Genomic DNA, 17,164 nt, shown 5'->3' with positions numbered 1-17,164 from the left:
TTAAAGGGTTGGAAATATGAATACAGATAATATGCAGCCGGTGGAGACCTTAAAGGGCATCGGAGAAAAAACGGCAAAGCTGTTTGAAAAGGTGGGCGTAAGGACTGTGGACGATCTGCTCCATTACTATCCCAGGGGCTACGATACCTTTGAGGAGCCAAAGCCCATGGGAGCCCTTGAGGACGGAATGGTCATGGCTGTGGACGGCTGCTTAAAAAACGGCGCTTCGGGCCATCATTTCGGCTCTGCATCCATGGTGACGGCATCCATCAGCGACATGACCGGAAAGCTGCGGCTGGTGTGGTACCACATGCCCTATCTGAAAAACACCTTAAAGCCTGGAAGCCGCTATATCTTCCGGGGGAAGGTGAGCCGGAAAAAAAACGGCCTGGTGATGGAGCAGCCCCAGATGTACCGGCCAGAGGTCTATGAAACACTTCTAAAGCGGATGCAGCCGGTCTACGGCCAGACCAGGGGGCTGGGCAATAAGACCATCACCTCGGCCATGGAGCAGGCCTTAAGCCTCCGGGTCATGGAAAAGGATTATCTTCCGGCAGGGCTCAGGGTTTCCAATGAGCTGGCGGAATATAATTTTGCCATCGAGCACATCCATTTCCCCGAGGATCAGGCAGACCTTATGGCTGCCAGAAAGCGGCTGGTATACGATGAATTTTTCTTATTCTTACTGGCAGTCCGCCGCCTTAAGGAGAGCCGGGAGGACTTAAAGAGCAGCTTTATATTTGAAAAGGACACAGAAAGCCGCCGCCTGGAGGCTGCCCTTCCTTACGCGCTCACAGAGGCCCAGAAGCGGACTCTTTCGCAGGTTTACGCGGATCTTAAAAGCGGAAAGGTCATGAACCGGCTGATCCAGGGAGACGTGGGCTCCGGAAAGACCATCATCGCCGTCCTGGCGCTGGTCTCTGCCGCAGAAAACGGCTTCCAGGGGGCCCTTATGGCTCCCACAGAGGTGCTGGCAAAGCAGCATTATGAGACTGTGGAGGCCATGTTCCGGAAATATGACGTTCCCTTTTGCGCCGTGCTGGTGACCGGCTCCATGACGGCAAAGGAAAAGCGGCTGGCCTATGAAAAGATCGCCTCCCACGAGGCGGACATCATCATCGGAACCCATGCCCTGATCCAGGAAAAGGTGGTCTATGACCGGCTTGCCCTGGTGATCACTGACGAACAGCACCGGTTCGGCGTAGCCCAGAGGGAGCTTCTTGGAAGCAAGGGCAGCTTTCCCCATATGATAGTCATGAGCGCCACGCCCATTCCCAGGACCCTGGCCATCATCCTGTACGGGGATCTGGACATTTCGGTCATCGACCAGGTGCCAGCCAACCGGCTTCCCATTAAAAACTGTGTGGTGGATACCAGCTACCGGGGCCGGGCGTATAAGTTCATCGCCGGGGAGGTGGAAAAGGGCCGCCAGGCCTATGTGATCTGTCCCATGGTGGAGGAAAGCGAGATGATCCAGGCAGAAAACGTCCTGGATTATACAAAGGTCCTGCGGGAAAATCTTCCCGGGATCCGGGTGGAGTACCTCCACGGCCGGATGAAGGGAAAGGAAAAAAACGGGATCATGGAGGCCTTCGCCCGGGGAGAGATCCAGGTCCTGGTGTCCACAACAGTGGTGGAGGTGGGGGTCAACGTTCCCAACGCCACGGTCATGATGATCGAAAACGCCGAGCGGTTCGGCCTGGCCCAGCTTCACCAGCTGAGGGGCCGTGTGGGCCGGGGCGGGGACCAGTCCTACTGCATCATGGTCAACGCCTCCGGGGACAAGGGAAAAAACCAGAGGCTGGAGGTCTTAAATAAATCCAACGACGGCTTTTTCATCGCATCTGAGGATCTGAGGCTCAGGGGGCCGGGAGATATTTTCGGGATCCGCCAGAGCGGGGACCTGGAATTTAAGCTGGCAGATATTTATACGGACGCTGTGACCTTACAGAAGGTCTCCGAGGATGTGGAACAGCTCCTTAAGACTGATCCGGAGCTTTCCGCTCCAGAGCATGCGGAGCTGAAAAAGCGGCTGGACCTTCATTGCATAAACAGCGATCTTATGCTATGATGGGACATAGAAAATAAAAAAGGAGAAGGTACTATGGACAATAAAAAATACGTGGATTACATCCTGGAACAGGCAGAAAACCTCATCAATATCGACAGCCCCTCGGGCTATGGAGAGGGCGTGACCCAGTATCTGTTAGACGAATTCGGAAAAATGGGCTATCACGCATACCGCACCGGAAAGGGCAGCGTCATCGCAGACCTGGGCGGGGAGGATGAGAATGACGCCATCTTACTGGAGGGGCACTGCGATACCCTGGGAGCCATGGTCCATGAGATCAAGGCAGACGGCCATTTAAAGCTTACCAACATCGGCGGGATGCAGGCCAACAATGCCGAGGCGGAGAACGTCCGCGTGATCACAAAATTCAACGGCATTTATGAGGGAACCTGCCAGCTTGCCAACCCGTCGGTCCATGTGAACGGAAGCTATGGGACCACACCCAGGACCTGGGATGTGATGGAGGTGATCCTGGACGAGGATGTAAAGACGAAGGCCGACGCCGAGGCCCTGGGGATCATGGCCGGCGACTATGTCTGCTTCGAGCCCCGGTTCCGTGTGACGGAAAAGGGCTACATCAAGAGCCGTTTCCTGGATGATAAGCTGTCCTCCGCCATCCTCATGGGCTATGCCAGATATCTGAAGGACGAGAAGGTGGCCACAAAGCGCCGGATCTACCTGCACTTTACCATCTATGAAGAGGTGGGCCACGGCGGCTGTGCTCCGGTGCCCCAGGGCGTGACCGAGGCATGGTCTGTGGACATGGGCTGTGTAGGCCAGGGACTTTCCTGCACAGAGCATCAGGTATCCATCTGCGCTAAGGACAGCGGCGGACCGTATAACTATGACGTGGTAAAGACCCAGATCCGTCTGGCAAAGGAAAATGGCATTGATTTTGCCGTGGATATTTATCCCCACTACGGCTCCGATGTGGAGGCTACCTTAAAGGCCGGAAACGATATCCGCCACGGACTCATCGGACCGGGCGTGTTCGCCTCCCACGGCTATGAGAGAAGCCATGTGGACGGGGTGGAGAATACCTTCCGTCTTATTAAAGCATATCTGGGATAAATAAAAGGAGTGTTTTGGGATGATCCAGTATCGGAGACTTAAAAAGCATGAGCTGACGCCGGAGCTGTTCCAGGACTTCATAAGACATCAGACGGTACAGGACTGTTACCGTAAAAGAGAGGGCCGGTGGGTGATCGAACCGGCCCCTTTTATTGATGACTGGAGCCGGGAGGAATACGATTTTCTGGTGCAGTGCCTAAAGGATACCATAGATGGAAACGGGGCCGTATACGGGGCGTTCCAGGCAGAGGCCCTGGGACTTCCAGGGATCCTCAAAGGATTTGTGTCCGTAGAAGGCGGACACATGGGAAGCCGGGGCCAGTACAGGGATATGACCAGCCTCCATGTATCTGAGGATCTCAGGGGACATGGGGCCGGACGGCAGCTTTTTTTACTGGCAAAGGACTGGGCCCGGGACCATGGAGCGGAAAAGCTTTATATCTCCTCCCATTCGGCGGTGGAGACCCAGAGGTTTTATGAATCCATGGGCTGTGTGGACGCAGAGGAGGTCATGGAAGAGCATGTAAGGCAGGAGCCCTACGACCGGCAGCTGGAATGTCCGGCGGATGGGCCGGGAAAAACAGACCGTCTCCTGCTGGCCATGATCCGGTACGACGCCGGAGATGCCAGACGGATCCAGCATCTCACCAAGGTGTATGAATACGCTGGGCTCATGGGCCGGATGGAACGGCTTAAGAAGGAGGATCAGGAGATCCTGGAGGCCGCGGCCATCGTCCACGACATCGGGATCCATAGATCGGAAGAAAAATATGGCCGCAACACAGGAAGATACCAGGAGATCGAAGGTCCCCCGGAGGCAGAAAAGCTGCTGGCCTCCCAGGGATGGCCGGAAACCGTCATACAAAGAGTATCCTATCTGGTGGGCCATCACCACACGTATACGGACATCGACGGAACGGATTACCAGCTCCTGGTGGAGGCTGACTTTTTAGTGAACCTTTTTGAAGAGGGAGCCCTCCCGGAGACACGGGAGGACGTGTTCCGGAGGATCTTCCGGACGGAAAGCGGAAAATATCTGTTCCAGCAGATCTTTTCCCAGAAGACAGAGTAAGGGAGCCGCAGAATGAAAGAACTTGTGATCGCAGAAAAGCCGTCCGTGGCCAGGGATATCGCCAGGGTCTTAAAATGCCAGAAGCAGTTAAACGGGGCCATGGAGGGCGAAAAATATATCGTCACCTGGGGCCTGGGCCATCTGGTGACCCTGGCAGACCCGGAGGACTACGACAAAAAATATAAGGAATGGAAGCTGGAGGATCTTCCCATGATGCCTGAGACCTTCAGACTGGAGGTGATCCGGCAGACGGCAAAGCAGTATAACGCCGTAAAGGAGCAGATCCACAGGAAGGATGTGGGCGGGATCATCATCGCCACCGACGCAGGCCGGGAGGGGGAGCTGGTGGCCAGGCTGATCCTTAAGAAGGCCGGGGCCAGAAAGCCTTTAAAACGTCTCTGGATCTCCTCGGTCACCGATAAGGCCATCCGGGAGGGCTTTGCCCATCTGAAGGACGGAAGGGAGTATGAGCCCCTTTATGATGCCGCCATGTGCCGGGCCGAGGCCGACTGGCTGGTAGGGATCAACGCCACCCGGGCACTGACATGCAAATACAATGCCCAGCTTTCCTGCGGCCGCGTCCAGACGCCGACTCTGGCCATGATCGCCAGCCGGGAGGAGGAGATCCGCCGCTTTGTGCCAAAGTCCTATTACGGGATCCGCGGCCGGGCAGGCAGCCTCACCCTGGCCTGGAAGGACAAAAAGAGCGGCAGCGGAAGCTCCTTCCAGAAGGAGAGGATCGAGAATATCCTTAAGGAGCTCTCCGGGAAGCAGGCTGTGGTGGAGCGGGTGAAGAAAACGCCGAAGAAGACCATGGCGCCCCTGCTTTACGACCTGACGGAGCTCCAGCGGGAGGCCAGCCGCCGGTTCGATTACTCAGCCAAGGAGACCTTAAACATCATGCAGAGGCTTTATGAAAACCATAAGGTCTTAACGTACCCCAGGACAGACTCCAGGTATCTGAGCTCGGACATCGTCCCCACCTTAAAGGAACGGTTAAAGGCATGCTCCGTGGGCCCGTACCGGGTCCTGGCGGGACGGCTCATAAACCAGCCGCTGCCTGTAAAGCCCTCCTTTGTGGATGATAAGAAGGTATCGGACCATCACGCCATCATCCCCACAGAGCAGTTTGTGGATCTGACCCATATGACCATCGACGAGCGGCGGATCTATGACCTGGTGGTACGCCGCTTCCTGGCAGTCCTGTACCCGCCCTGTGAATATGAGCAGACGGAGATCACCGTAAGGGCCGGTGAGGAGCTGTTCACGGCCCACGGAAACGTCATAAAGACAGCCGGATGGAAGGCTGTTTATGAAAATCTGGATGGAGGCATAGAGGCGGATCCAGAGGATGCCGGAGGAGATGGAAGCTCTGCGGCAGGCCAGATCCTTCCGGACCTTAAGGAGGGAGACGTGCTCCAGGGAATTTCCTTTGCCATGACCGAAGGAAAAACCAAGCCCCCGGCTCACTTCAACGAGGCCACCCTGCTTTCTGCCATGGAAAATCCGGTGGCGTATATGGAGTCCCAGGATAAGGCCATGGCAAGGACTCTGGGGGAGACCGGAGGCCTGGGTACTGTGGCGACCCGGGCGGATATCATCGAAAAGCTGTTTTCCAGCTTCCTTCTGGAGAAGAAGGGGAAGGACATCCTTCTGACCTCCAAGGCCCGGCAGCTTCTGGAGCTGGTGCCGGAGGACTTAAAAAAGCCGGAGCTGACGGCAGACTGGGAAATGAAGCTCTCCCGGATCGCCAGGGGAGAGCTTTCCAGGACCGCGTTCATGTCTGAGATCCGCAGCTATTCGGAGGAGCTGACCGGAGAGATCCGCCGGGGAGAGGGAAAATTCCGCCATGACAACATGACAAGTAAAAAATGTCCCAGGTGCGGAAAAAACCTGCTGCTGGTAAAGGGAAAGAACAGCGAGATGCTGGTCTGCCAGGACCGGGAGTGCGGATACCGGGAAACGGTCTCCAGGACCTCCAACGCCAGATGCCCCGTGTGCCATAAACGGATGGAGCTGCGGGGAAAGGGCGACGGACAGATCTTCGTCTGCTCCTGCGGCCATAAGGAGAAGCTTTCCGCCTTCCAGGAACGGAGGAAGAAGGAGGGGGCAGGCGTGTCCAAAAGAGATGTGGCCCGGTACATGAATCAGCAGAGGAAGGAAGCGGAGGAGCCGGTGAACAACGCCTTTGCCAAAGCCCTGGCTGGCCTTAAGCTGGATCCGAAGCAATAGAATCGTAAGAAATTATTTCGAAAATATCTATATTATCAGACAGCGGATTGTAGTATACTTTAAGCAGAAAGAAATCCACAGTTGAGATAGATGGAGAGGAGGGCTTTCATGCGAGGAGTAAAATACCAGATCCTTGGACTGGGGATCATTCTTCTGGGAATGACAGTGCCGTCGTTTTCCCACATATCGTATATATGCGGAGCCCTGGGATTCGGGCTGGCGGTAATTGGATGCTTTTGTATGAGAGATATGGAGTCTGACGCCGAGTAGGCGTCGGGCTCTTTTTGAGGGGAGACGTGCAATATAGGGCAGGAATTGTCCGAATTTACGCCTGTGGAGATGGCAGGTCACGAGGTCGATGAAACAGGAGGCCCATTGGCTTTAGACAATGGGGGTTCACATATTTCCCCCGGAGGGGTACAATGTCTGGAGGATTCACAGAGATGACACAAAGCTGTGATATACTGGTCAGGCATGATCGAATTTTAAATATGGAAGGATGAAAAAAATATGAGACAGAAAAAGATCGTATCGGGAGCCGTGGTGATGGCTCTGGGACTGATGTTGGCAGGCTGTTCCGGAGGAAAGGCTTCTTTTTCGGAGGCTCCCCAGACGGAATTTAAGGAACTGCGGGACAAGTCTTTCGTAGCGGATATGACCGGAGCGGAGATCCCGGTCCTGGCTCTGGAAAAGCCCATTGACTTCTGTTACAGCAGCCCGGAGGCGGAAATGCTGTTTAAGATGGAGGACGGTGTCTGGCAGGACGCCACAGATAAGGAGATCCCCATTGACCAGGAGCGGTTCCAGGCCATGGCGGATGTATTTTTAAATCTTCGTGCCGTATCAGAGGTGGAGAACGCAGGGGATCTGGACCAGTACGGTCTGGATGACGCGGATCGCTCCGTTTATATCACAGACGGAGAAAAGGGAGAAAAATATCTTTTCATTGGCGATGCAGATCCGGACGGAAACTATTATATGACCATTGAGGGAAGTGAAAATATATACACCATAAAGCCAGAGGCTCTGGATGCCCTGGTCTTTGATTATGACAGCCTGGTGGTCCGGGACAGCCTGGATCTTACGGCTTCGGCCGGAGATCTTATAAAGGCCGTGACTGTCGTAGATGGAAAGACCGTTTCCTATAAGACGGCGGATACAGAGGCCATGACCCGGATCGCGGCTGGAATGACGGCCTTAAAGCCCCAGGAGTTCGCCTCCTTCCATGCAACCGGGCCGGAGCTGACCTCCGCGGGCCTTACAGAGGATCAGAGGATGACGCTGGATGTGGAATTTTCCAACGGCGGGAACACAGAGTCCCTAACGGTCTATGTGGGGAATTTCGTGGATGTTATGGGTGAAAAACGGTATCTCCAGATGGAAGGCTCCAATATGATCGCCATTGTGGACGCCGCTGTCATCGGAGACCTTCTGAACCTGACTGAGGAGCAGAACTCCATACAGAATACGAAATAAAAAGCGAAAGAAAAAAGAGCCGCAGGCTCTGGCGGAGAGGATATCTCCAGGCCAGGCCTGCGGCTTTTATGAATACCTGCGTGCAGCAGAATGGCTCCAGGAGCCGGAAGAAGGCTTACACGCCGCCAAACTGGAAGATAATACCAATGACAGCGGATGCGGCGATGAAAACCACCGGATGAAGCCCCTTGGTCTTTTTGCAGACAGCGGTAAAATAGTAAAGCACTGCCAGAAGGACCAGGTTGGGAATGCTCACCAGATCCAGGATATTCCCGGACGCCGCATAAGCGTCTTTATGGAACATGATCAGCGCGAATACGGAAAATCCGGCGGCGGCGATGAGACCGGTGGATGCCGGACGCAGACCGTAAAAAGCGTGCTGGACGTATTTATTATCCTTGAAGGCTTTTAAAAAGCCTGCGATGATCAGGATAATGATGATGGACGGAGTGATGAGTCCCAAAGTGGCGATCACAGAACCAGAGATACCAGCTGTGGTAAAGCCCACATAGGTAGCCATATTGACGCCGATGGGGCCGGGGGTGGACTCGGAGATGGCCACCATGTCGGCAAGCTGTCCGTATGTAAACCAGCCGGTCTTGTCGGAAATATCGTAGAGGAAGGGAAGCGTAGCCATTCCTCCGCCGATGGCGAAAAGCCCGGCCTTGAAAAATTCAAAAAAAAGCTGTAAATAAATCATCATTTTGCCTGTACCTCCTTATTCTTTAAAAGGATGCCAGCCACAGCGGCCAGGATCACGAACAGGATCGGAGACAGGTTAAAGAACGCGGATCCGGCAAAGACAGCAAGAAAAACTGCCAGGGTCGGCTTGTCAATGACGGATTTTTTCCAGAGCTTTACCACTGCATTGAAGATCAGGACGCAGACGCAGACGCGGATGCCGGCGAAGGCGTTCTGGACGATGGCCAGATCGGAAAAGTTCTGGATAAAGGCGGCAATGATCGTGATGATGATCAGGGACGGGAATACAACGCCCAGGGTGGCGATAATGCCTCCGGCGATACCAGCGGTCTTCTGACCTACAAAGGTGGCCGTATTCACCGCAATGATGCCCGGTGTACACTGTCCGATGGCGTAGTAGTCCATCAGCTCCTCCTCCGAAGCCCAGCCGCGCTTTTCCACGACTTCCTTCTGGAGCATCGGGAGCATGGCGTAGCCGCCGCCAAAGGTCAGGCCGCCGATGCGGGCAAAGGTAAGGAAGAGGTCAAGAAGTTTGTTCATAGTAACTCTCCTTTTTTGTTAAAAATAAGACCAAATATTAATATAACAGAAAAAGGAAAAAAATCAATATACAAATCCTTATCCATTCCATAAAGGAAGCCGTCCATGCAGACGCCCGGCGCTCCTTGTCCGCTGCGGGCAGGCAAAAAGATGCGCGGCTGGGCGGATACAATAAATCGAACATGGATTCGCTAAAAGCCTTGCAAAATCTCTCCGGGTGAGTGTATAATGGGTGGGACTATGTTTTATGGATCACAGGAAACGGCGCGGGATATGACGGCCGCGCCATAAGAATTTTGGAGGTATTTCATGGCGAAAGTACAGTATAATGCTGACAGTATCACAGTTTTAGAGGGCCTGGAAGCCGTCAGGAAGCGGCCTGGCATGTATATTGGAAGCGTTGGCACAAAAGGCTTAAACCATTTAATATATGAGATCGTAGACAACGCAGTGGACGAACACCTGGCGGGATACTGTACGGAGGTCCTGGTGGCTCTGGAGGCCGACGGCTCCTGTACCGTAAGGGACAACGGCCGCGGGATCCCGGTGGGTTTACATAAAAAAGGCGTTTCCGCCGAGCGCGTGGTGCTTTCCACGCTCCATGCGGGAGGTAAATTTGATAATGATTCCTATAAGACCAGCGGCGGTCTCCACGGGGTGGGCTCATCGGTGGTGAACGCGCTGTCGGAGCGGCTGTCCATTAAGGTATACAGGGACGGATATATCCATTTTGACGCATACGAAAAGGGGATCCCCACAGTGGAGTTAAAGGACGGACTTCTGCCTGTCCTGGGCCGCACAAAGGAAACGGGAACGGAGATCAACTTTCTCCCGGATCCCGCGATCTTTGAAAAAACGCGCTTCAAGGCCGACTGGCTCAAAAGCCGTCTCCATGAATCGGCCTATTTAAATCCCCGTCTGACGATCCGCTATGAAAACCGCCGCCCAGGCGAGGAGGAAAGCCTGATATTTTCTGAGCCCGACGGCATCGTGGCCTATGTAAGGGAGCTGAACGGCGGGAAAGAAGCGGTCCATGAGCCGGTATATTTTAAGGGAACCGTTGAAAATATCGAGGTAGAGGCGGCCTTCCAGTTCGTGGACGCCTTTGAAGAGAACGTTCTGGGCTTCTGCAACAACATCTTCACCCAGGAAGGCGGCACCCACCTGGTGGGCTTTAAGACCCGGTTTACGAACCTGATCAATACATACGCAAGGGAGCTGGGGATCCTTAAGGAAAAGGACACAAATTTCACCGGGGCCGATACCAGGAATGGAATGACGGCAGTGGTGGCAGTGAAGCACCCGGATCCCATCTTCGAGGGCCAGACAAAGACGAAGCTGGCCAGCGCAGACGCTACAAAGGCCGTATTTTCCATCTGCGGCGAGGAACTGCAGCTTTTCTTCGACCGGAATCTGGAGGTTCTGAAATCCATCATTGCCTGCGCGGAAAAATCGGCAAAGATCCGGAAAGCAGAGGAAAAGGCCAGGACCAATATGCTGTCAAAATCCAGGTTTTCCTTTGACAGCAACGGAAAGCTGGCCAACTGCGAGAGCCGGGATCCGTCCAGATGCGAGATCTTCATCGTCGAGGGAGATTCTGCCGGAGGATCGGCAAAAATGGGCCGGAACCGCCAGTACCAGGCGATCCTGCCCATCCGGGGAAAGATCTTAAACGTGGAAAAGGCCTCTATGGATAAAGTTCTTGCCAATGCGGAGATCAAGACCATGATCAACGCTTTTGGCTGCGGTTTTTCCGAGGGATACGGCAACGATTTTGACATCACCAAATTAAAATATGATAAGATCGTCCTGATGACCGATGCGGACGTGGACGGAAGCCATATCGATACGCTTCTGCTTACCTTCCTGTACCGGTTCATGCCGGAGCTGATCTACGACGGCCACGTTTATATCGCCATGCCGCCTCTTTATAAGGTGGTCCCAAAACGGGGAGAGGAGCGGTATCTCTATGACGATAAGGCCCTGGAGGAATATAAAAGGACCCATTCCGGAGATTTTACCCTTCAGCGGTACAAGGGCCTCGGTGAAATGGATGCGGACCAGCTCTGGGAGACGACCTTAAACCCGGAGAACCGGGTGCTCAAGCGGGTGGAGATCGAGGATGCCCGGATGGCCAGCGAGGTGACAGAGCTTTTAATGGGAAGCGACGTTCCTCCCAGGAAAAAATTCATCTACGACCACGCCGATGAGGCGGAGATCGACGCCTAAAGGGCAGGGCAGAACGGCCTGAGGGACCGGAAGGAACAGACGGTCCCATGCGGAGAAATGGAAAACAGGAAAGAAGGAGAGCCTGACAATGGCTGAAAAAATATTAAGGACTGAATATTCCGAGGAGATGCAGAAAAGCTACCTGGATTATTCCATGAGCGTCATCACTGCCAGGGCCATCCCCGACGCCAGGGACGGCTTAAAGCCGGTGCAGCGGCGCGTGCTTTACGACATGAGCGAGCTCCATCTGGATCACGATAAGCCCCACCGGAAATCGGCGCGTATCGTGGGAGACACCATGGGTAAATACCACCCCCACGGCGACAGCTCCATCTATGAGACTTTGGTAGTCATGTCACAGGATTTTAAAAAGGGAATGGCCCTGGTGGACGGCCATGGAAATTTTGGCTCCATCGAGGGAGACGGGGCCGCCGCCATGCGTTATACGGAAGCCCGGCTGAAAAAATTTGCAGAGGAAGTTTATTTAAAGGATCTGGACAAAACCGTGGACTTCGTCTCCAACTATGACGAGACAGAAAAGGAGCCGGAGGTGCTTCCGGTACGAGTCCCCAACCTTCTGATCAACGGCGCCGAGGGCATCGCCGTGGGCATGAGCACCAGCATCCCGCCCCACAACCTGGGAGAGGTAGCCGATGCGGTGAAGGCCTACATTGACAACCGGCTGATGACGGTGGAGGATCTGATGGAGTATCTTCCCGGACCAGACTTCCCCACTGGCGGCATCATCGCCAACAAAAAGGATCTCCTGTCCATTTACGAGACAGGCACGGGAAAGATCCGCCTCCGCGGAAAGGTGGAGGTGGAGCTGGGCCGCAGGAAGGCGGACCGGGATAAGCTGGTGATCACCGAGATCCCTTATACCATGATCGGCGCAGGGATCAATAAGTTCCTGTCGGATGTGGCGGAGCTGGTGGAGAGCCGGAAGCTGCCGGATGTGGTGGATATCTCCAATCAGTCCAGCAAGGAAGGCATCCGCATCGTTTTAGAGTTAAAAAAAGACGCGGATGTCAATAAGATACGGAATATCTTATACAAGAAGACGAAGCTGGAGGATACTTACGGCGTCAACATGCTGGCCATCGACGACGGCCGGCCGGAGACCATGAACTTAAAGCAGATCCTGAACACGTTCCTGGAATTCCAGTATAAGAACATGACAAAAAAATATAACGTTCTTCTGGAGAAGGAGCTGGAAAAAAAGGAGGTCCAGGAGGGCCTCATCGGGGCCTGCGACGTGATCGATGTGATCATCGCCATCCTCCGGGGTTCCAGGAACTTAAAGGATGCCAAAGAATGCCTGATGACAGGGAATACTGCCAATATTAAATTCCGCTCCCCAGGCTTTGAGGAGGATGCGAAAAAGCTCTGCTTTACAGAGCGCCAGGCGTCCGCGATCCTGGAAATGCGGCTTTATAAGCTCATCGGCCTGGAGATCCTGGCTTTACAGAAGGCGTATAAGGAAACCTTAAAAAGGATCCGGGAATACCGCCATATCCTGTCCAGCCAGAAAAACATGGATGCGGTCATCAAGGAGGATCTGGACCGGATCCGGGAGGAGTTCTCTGTGGAGCGGAGGACCGTGATCGAGGACGGGGAAGAGATCGTATTCCAGGAGGAAAAGGAGGCGGCCCGGGAAATGATCTTTGCCATGGACCGGTTCGGCTACTGTAAGCTTCTGGAAAAGGCCGTTTATGAGAGGAATCCGGAGACCGTCCAGGCGGAGCATGTGGAAACAGTTCCCGTTATGACCGATGACAGGATCTGCTTCTTTACAGACACCGGATCCATGTATCAGGTGAAGGCTGCCGACGTACCGGCGGGAAAACTGAAGGATAAGGGAGTGCCCCTGGATAATATCAGCAGATTCGAGGGCGCGAAGGAGCGGATCCTTCTGACCATGCCCGCGTCAGAGCTTCCTGGAAAGAAGCTTCTGTTTGCCACAAGGGCAGCTATGCTGAAGATCGTTCCGGGCGGGGAGTTCCTCACGGCCAACCGCATGGTGGCCGCCACAAAGCTTTCTGAGGGCGACCAGGCGGCAGAGATCCGGATCCTTTCCGGGGAAACAGAGATCGTATTACAGACAAAGGAGGGCATGTTCCTCCGGTTCATGATAAACGAGATCCCAGAGCTTAAAAAGAACAGCCGCGGCGTCCGGGGCATGAAGCTGGAAGACGGCGACAGCCTGGAACACGTTTATTTTCCGGAAAACGAGCCGCTGGCAGTCTATAAAGAAAAAGAAGTCCATTTAAACCGCCTTAAAATGGCGAAACGGGACGGCAAAGGAACAAAAACAAGGGTATAATCATCAAAGGAGGACCATTGATATGGCAAACAATATTCCAACCCCTCACATTTCAGCAAAAGAAGGCGAGATCGCACCGTCCATCCTGCTTCCGGGAGACCCGCTGCGGGCAAAATACATTGCAGAAAACTTCCTGGCAGGAGCAAAGCAGTTCAATTCTACCAGAAACATGTTCGGGTACACCGGCTTTTACCGGGATAAGCCCATTTCCGTCATGGGAACCGGCATGGGCTGCGCGTCCATGGGCATCTATTCCCACGAGCTGATGAATTTCTATGGCGTAAAGAAGCTGGTGCGTGTGGGCACTGCCGGAGCCATGCAGAAGACCACCCATATCCGGGATCTGGTGCTGGCCATGGGCGCATGCACAGGCACCGGTTATGTAAAGGAGCTGGGGCTTCCAGACGGCTATTCCTGCATCGCTGACTTCGGACTTCTCATCAAGGCAGCCCTGGAGGCTGAACAGCGGGGCCTCTCCTACCATGTGGGCAATGTACTGACCTCTGACGTCTTCTATGCACCGGAAAAGGCAAAGAAAGAAGGCGTGGGCTATGAGGATGTGGGAGTCCTGGCTGCGGAAATGGAAACGGCGGCCCTTTACGCCAACGCCGCGCTGGCAGGAGCCCAGGCGCTTTCCATTCTGACCATTTCAGACTCCCTGATCACCGGAGAGTCCACCACGGCCGAGGAACGCCAGAATTCCTTTATGGATATGGTACAGGTGGCCCTGGAGATCCTGTAAGCATCTTAGATCTTTCACCTGTCCGTATCAGGGCAGGAGACAATAAAAACAACGAGGAGAAACAATGATGGAAAAGAAACTGAGAGTCGGCATCCTGGGAGCCACCGGAATGGTGGGCCAGAGATTTATTTCCCTTCTGGAGGACCATCCCTGGTTCCAGGTAGTGACGGTGGCAGCCAGCGCCCGTTCTGCTGGAAAAACGTATGAGGAGGCGGTAGGAGACCGCTGGAAAATGACATCACCCATGCCGGAGGCGGTGAAAAAGCTGGTGGTCATGAACGTGGCTGAGGTGGAGAAGGTGGCTTCCACCGTGGACTTCGTGTTCAGCGCCGTGGATATGACAAAGGACGAGATCCGGGCCATCGAGGAGGCATATGCCAAAACGGAAACTCCCGTGGTATCCAACAACAGCGCCCACCGCTGGACGCCGGATGTGCCCATGGTGATCCCGGAGATCAACCCGGAGCATTTTGCAGTGATCCCCTTCCAGAGAAAACGCCTGGGAACGACCCGGGGCTTTGTGGCTGTGAAGCCCAACTGCTCCATCCAGAGCTATACCCCGGCCCTGACTGCCTGGAAGGAATTTGAGCCCTATGAGGTAGTGGCCACCACATACCAGGCCATCTCCGGCGCTGGAAAGACATTTAAGGACTGGCCGGAAATGGCGGAGAACATCATCCCCTACATTGGCGGAGAGGAAGAGAAGAGCGAGCAGGAGCCCTTACGGATCTGGGGGACCCTGGAAGGCGGCGTGATCGTAAAGGCAAAGGAGCCGGTGATCACCTGCCAGTGTATCCGCGTTCCGGTCCTCAATGGCCATACGGCGGCTGTTTTCGTGAAATTCCGGAAAAAGCCGTCAAAAGAACAGCTGATCGAAAAGCTGGTGAGCTTTAAGGGACTTCCCCAGGAATTAAACCTTCCCAGCGCACCGGAGCAGTTCATCCAGTATATGGAGGAGGACAATCGTCCCCAGGTGACTCTGGATGTGGACTTTGGAAAGGGAATGGGCGTATCCATCGGACGCCTCAGGGAGGATACGGTCTATGACTGGAAATTCGTGGGCCTGTCCCATAACACCGTAAGAGGAGCTGCCGGCGGGGCTGTGCTCTGCGCAGAGCTTCTGACGGAGCAGGGCTACATTACACACAAGTAAGTCAGGGAGGTTATCATGGCAGTAAAAAAAGAGCATTTTGGACGTATGGCCGACGGAAGAGAGATCAGTCTTTACACCATAGACAATGGCACCGTATCCGCTTCCTTCACCGATCTGGGCGCTGTCTGGGTAAGCATGATGGTACCGGACAGGAACGGGGAGCTGGCAGATGTGCTGCTGGGCTACGACGATGCAGAGGGGTATCTGGTCAATGGCCCCCATTTCGGCTCCATCGTGGGCCGGATCGCCAACCGCACCGGCGGCGCTTCCTTTACTTTAAATGGAACTTCCTATGTCCTGGGAAAAAATAAGGGAGAGAACAATCTCCACAGCGGTCCCGATTATTATGACCGGAGACTGTGGGCCGCCCGGGAAGTGGGAGAGGATTCCGTGGTATTCCTTCTGGACAGTCCCGACGGCGACCAGGGATTTCCCGGAGAGCTGAAGATCTCCGTAAAATACACTCTGACAAAGGAAAATGCCGTGGATATCCTTTATGCGGTCACCAGTGACAGGGATACTCCGGTGAACATGACAAACCACGCCTATTTTAATCTGGGCGGCCATGATTCCGGCTCTGTGTCAGATACCCGCGTCCAGATCCTGGCAGATTCCTTTACGCCCACGGATGCGGATTCCATCCCCACCGGAGAGATCCTGGCAGTAGAGGGAACGCCCATGGACTTCCGGACACCGAAGACCATCGGAACAGACATTGGCTCTGATTATATCCAGATCGTCCAGGGGAAGGGCTTTGACCATAACTGGTGCTTAAACCATGCTCCGGGCATCTGCGGACTGGCAGCCAGCGCGTATCATGAGGCCAGCGGCCGGGCCATGGATGTTTATACAGACCTTCCCGGCGTCCAGTTTTATACCGGCAACTGGCTGGGCGGAGAAAAAGGAAAGGGCGGCGTTTCCTATGAGGACCGGGACGCATTCTGCTTTGAGACACAGATGTATCCCGATTCCGTCAATCATCCCCAGTTCCCGTCGCCTGTGGTCAAGGCCGGGACCGCCCATGTGACCCGGACCAGCTACCGGTTCTATATGGGAAAATAGGGCCATGGAAGGAACAACAAGTAAAAACGCAAAGCTCCTGGCAACGGCCGGCTTCCTGTTCATTACCATGATCTGGGGCGGCTCCTTTGTGGTCATGAAAAACTCTGTGGACCTGGTGCCGCCGTCCTATCTTCTGGCGCTGCGGTTTACCCTGGCCGCCGCCTTCATGGCCCTGGCCTTTCCGGGACGGATGAAAAAGCTGGACCGTGGATCTTTGACCTGCGGGCTCATTATGGGGATCTTCCTGACCCTGGCCTATCTGTTCCAGACCTATGGGATCAAATATACCACAGCCAGCAAGAATGCCTTTATCACGGCCCTTTATGTGGTCCTGGTGCCTTTTTTATACTGGAAGATCAGCAAAAAGCGGCCGGGCCTCAACCAGATCGCAGCCGGCCTTGTGGCGGTCATCGGTCTGGCTCTGCTGACCTTAAAGCATGAGTCCGGGATCAACCTGGGAGACGCGCTGACCTTCCTCTGCGGCGTCTGCT

Annotated in this window: 14 protein-coding genes; 12 read left to right on the top strand and 2 right to left on the bottom strand. The window is 54.5% G+C overall.

Translation table 11 applies throughout. From position 1 onward, the window contains the following. Positions 1–16: 16 nt before the first annotated feature. The 6 genes from recG to WIH05_RS02975 all read left to right on the top strand — a co-directional run bounded on the left by recG (position 17) and on the right by WIH05_RS02975 (position 7,922). Entirely contained in the window at positions 17–2,071 is a 2,055-nt protein-coding gene (recG, locus tag WIH05_RS03000; RefSeq protein WP_022272637.1) for an ATP-dependent DNA helicase RecG, read from the top strand. Positions 2,072–2,104: 33 nt separating this feature from the next. Beyond that, on the top strand, positions 2,105–3,142 hold the full coding sequence (locus tag WIH05_RS02995; RefSeq protein WP_022272638.1) for a M42 family metallopeptidase: 1,038 nt from the start codon (positions 2,105–2,107) through the stop codon (positions 3,140–3,142). A 19-nt stretch (positions 3,143–3,161) separates the two neighbouring features. Beyond that, positions 3,162–4,214 carry a GNAT family N-acetyltransferase gene (locus tag WIH05_RS02990; RefSeq protein WP_022272639.1) on the top strand — a complete coding sequence of 351 codons (1,053 nt, stop codon included), beginning with the start codon at positions 3,162–3,164 and terminating at the stop codon, positions 4,212–4,214. Positions 4,215–4,226: 12 nt separating this feature from the next. After that, the gene (locus WIH05_RS02985) at positions 4,227–6,446 is read left to right on the top strand and encodes a DNA topoisomerase III (RefSeq protein ID WP_022272640.1); all 2,220 of its coding nucleotides are present in this window, start codon (positions 4,227–4,229) and stop codon (positions 6,444–6,446) included. Between the two features lie 108 nt (positions 6,447–6,554). Further along, positions 6,555–6,716, top strand: coding sequence for a hypothetical protein (locus WIH05_RS02980; RefSeq protein WP_022272641.1), 162 nt, complete (start codon positions 6,555–6,557; stop codon positions 6,714–6,716). Between the two features lie 240 nt (positions 6,717–6,956). Beyond that, complete coding sequence (locus WIH05_RS02975; protein WP_022272642.1) at positions 6,957–7,922, top strand: DUF4340 domain-containing protein; 966 nt, start codon at positions 6,957–6,959, stop codon at positions 7,920–7,922. 115 nt (positions 7,923–8,037) lie between these two features. Here WIH05_RS02975 and WIH05_RS02970 read toward each other — a convergent pair whose 3' ends face one another. Both WIH05_RS02970 and WIH05_RS02965 read right to left on the bottom strand, forming a co-directional pair. Next, entirely contained in the window at positions 8,038–8,622 is a 585-nt protein-coding gene (locus WIH05_RS02970; protein WP_215653035.1) for a chromate transporter, read from the bottom strand. Then, positions 8,622–9,164 carry a chromate transporter gene (locus tag WIH05_RS02965; protein WP_337424955.1) on the bottom strand — a complete coding sequence of 181 codons (543 nt, stop codon included), beginning with the start codon at positions 9,162–9,164 and terminating at the stop codon, positions 8,622–8,624. The genes WIH05_RS02970 and WIH05_RS02965 overlap by 1 nt, the downstream gene beginning before the upstream one ends. Before the next feature lie 309 nt (positions 9,165–9,473). Here WIH05_RS02965 and WIH05_RS02960 point away from each other — a divergent pair, with 309 nt between their 5' ends. The 6 genes from WIH05_RS02960 to WIH05_RS02935 form a co-directional block, all read left to right on the top strand. Then, positions 9,474–11,393, top strand: coding sequence for a DNA gyrase subunit B (locus WIH05_RS02960; protein ID WP_022272645.1), 1,920 nt, complete (start codon positions 9,474–9,476; stop codon positions 11,391–11,393). 88 nt (positions 11,394–11,481) lie between these two features. Then, positions 11,482–13,716, top strand: a complete 2,235-nt coding sequence (locus WIH05_RS02955; RefSeq protein ID WP_022272646.1) for a DNA topoisomerase (ATP-hydrolyzing) — start codon at positions 11,482–11,484, stop codon at positions 13,714–13,716. A 22-nt stretch (positions 13,717–13,738) separates the two neighbouring features. Continuing rightward, on the top strand, positions 13,739–14,458 hold the full coding sequence (gene deoD, locus WIH05_RS02950) for a purine-nucleoside phosphorylase (RefSeq protein WP_022272647.1): 720 nt from the start codon (positions 13,739–13,741) through the stop codon (positions 14,456–14,458). 67 nt (positions 14,459–14,525) lie between these two features. Beyond that, entirely contained in the window at positions 14,526–15,611 is a 1,086-nt protein-coding gene (gene asd / locus WIH05_RS02945; protein ID WP_215653036.1) for an aspartate-semialdehyde dehydrogenase, read from the top strand. A gap of 15 nt (positions 15,612–15,626) precedes the next feature. Continuing rightward, positions 15,627–16,673 (top strand): aldose epimerase family protein, encoded by a 1,047-nt coding sequence (locus tag WIH05_RS02940; RefSeq protein WP_022272649.1) that lies wholly within the window; start codon positions 15,627–15,629, stop codon positions 16,671–16,673. A 4-nt stretch (positions 16,674–16,677) separates the two neighbouring features. Continuing rightward, positions 16,678–17,164, top strand: a 487-nt coding sequence (locus tag WIH05_RS02935; protein ID WP_337424954.1) for a DMT family transporter, incomplete at its 3' end; no start/stop codon positions are given.

This window comes from Alitiscatomonas sp., assembly GCF_037242085.1.
Lineage (GTDB): Bacteria > Bacillota > Clostridia > Lachnospirales > Lachnospiraceae > Alitiscatomonas > Alitiscatomonas aceti.
This window is presented reverse-complemented; position numbering and strand designations above follow the sequence as displayed.

Bases quoted from the DNA above. Each gene is read 5' to 3' on its own strand.
- recG (WP_022272637.1), top strand. From the start codon at position 17: ATGAATACAGATAATATGCAGCCGGTGGAGACCTTAAAGGGCATCGGA.
- WIH05_RS02995 (WP_022272638.1), top strand. From the start codon at position 2,105: ATGGACAATAAAAAATACGTGGATTACATCCTGGAACAGGCAGAAAAC.
- WIH05_RS02990 (WP_022272639.1), top strand. From the start codon at position 3,162: ATGATCCAGTATCGGAGACTTAAAAAGCATGAGCTGACGCCGGAGCTG.
- WIH05_RS02985 (WP_022272640.1), top strand. From the start codon at position 4,227: ATGAAAGAACTTGTGATCGCAGAAAAGCCGTCCGTGGCCAGGGATATC.
- WIH05_RS02980 (WP_022272641.1), top strand. From the start codon at position 6,555: ATGCGAGGAGTAAAATACCAGATCCTTGGACTGGGGATCATTCTTCTG.
- WIH05_RS02975 (WP_022272642.1), top strand. From the start codon at position 6,957: ATGAGACAGAAAAAGATCGTATCGGGAGCCGTGGTGATGGCTCTGGGA.
- WIH05_RS02970 (WP_215653035.1), bottom strand. From the start codon at position 8,622: ATGATTTATTTACAGCTTTTTTTTGAATTTTTCAAGGCCGGGCTTTTC.
- WIH05_RS02965 (WP_337424955.1), bottom strand. From the start codon at position 9,164: ATGAACAAACTTCTTGACCTCTTCCTTACCTTTGCCCGCATCGGCGGC.
- WIH05_RS02960 (WP_022272645.1), top strand. From the start codon at position 9,474: ATGGCGAAAGTACAGTATAATGCTGACAGTATCACAGTTTTAGAGGGC.
- WIH05_RS02955 (WP_022272646.1), top strand. From the start codon at position 11,482: ATGGCTGAAAAAATATTAAGGACTGAATATTCCGAGGAGATGCAGAAA.
- deoD (WP_022272647.1), top strand. From the start codon at position 13,739: ATGGCAAACAATATTCCAACCCCTCACATTTCAGCAAAAGAAGGCGAG.
- asd (WP_215653036.1), top strand. From the start codon at position 14,526: ATGGAAAAGAAACTGAGAGTCGGCATCCTGGGAGCCACCGGAATGGTG.
- WIH05_RS02940 (WP_022272649.1), top strand. From the start codon at position 15,627: ATGGCAGTAAAAAAAGAGCATTTTGGACGTATGGCCGACGGAAGAGAG.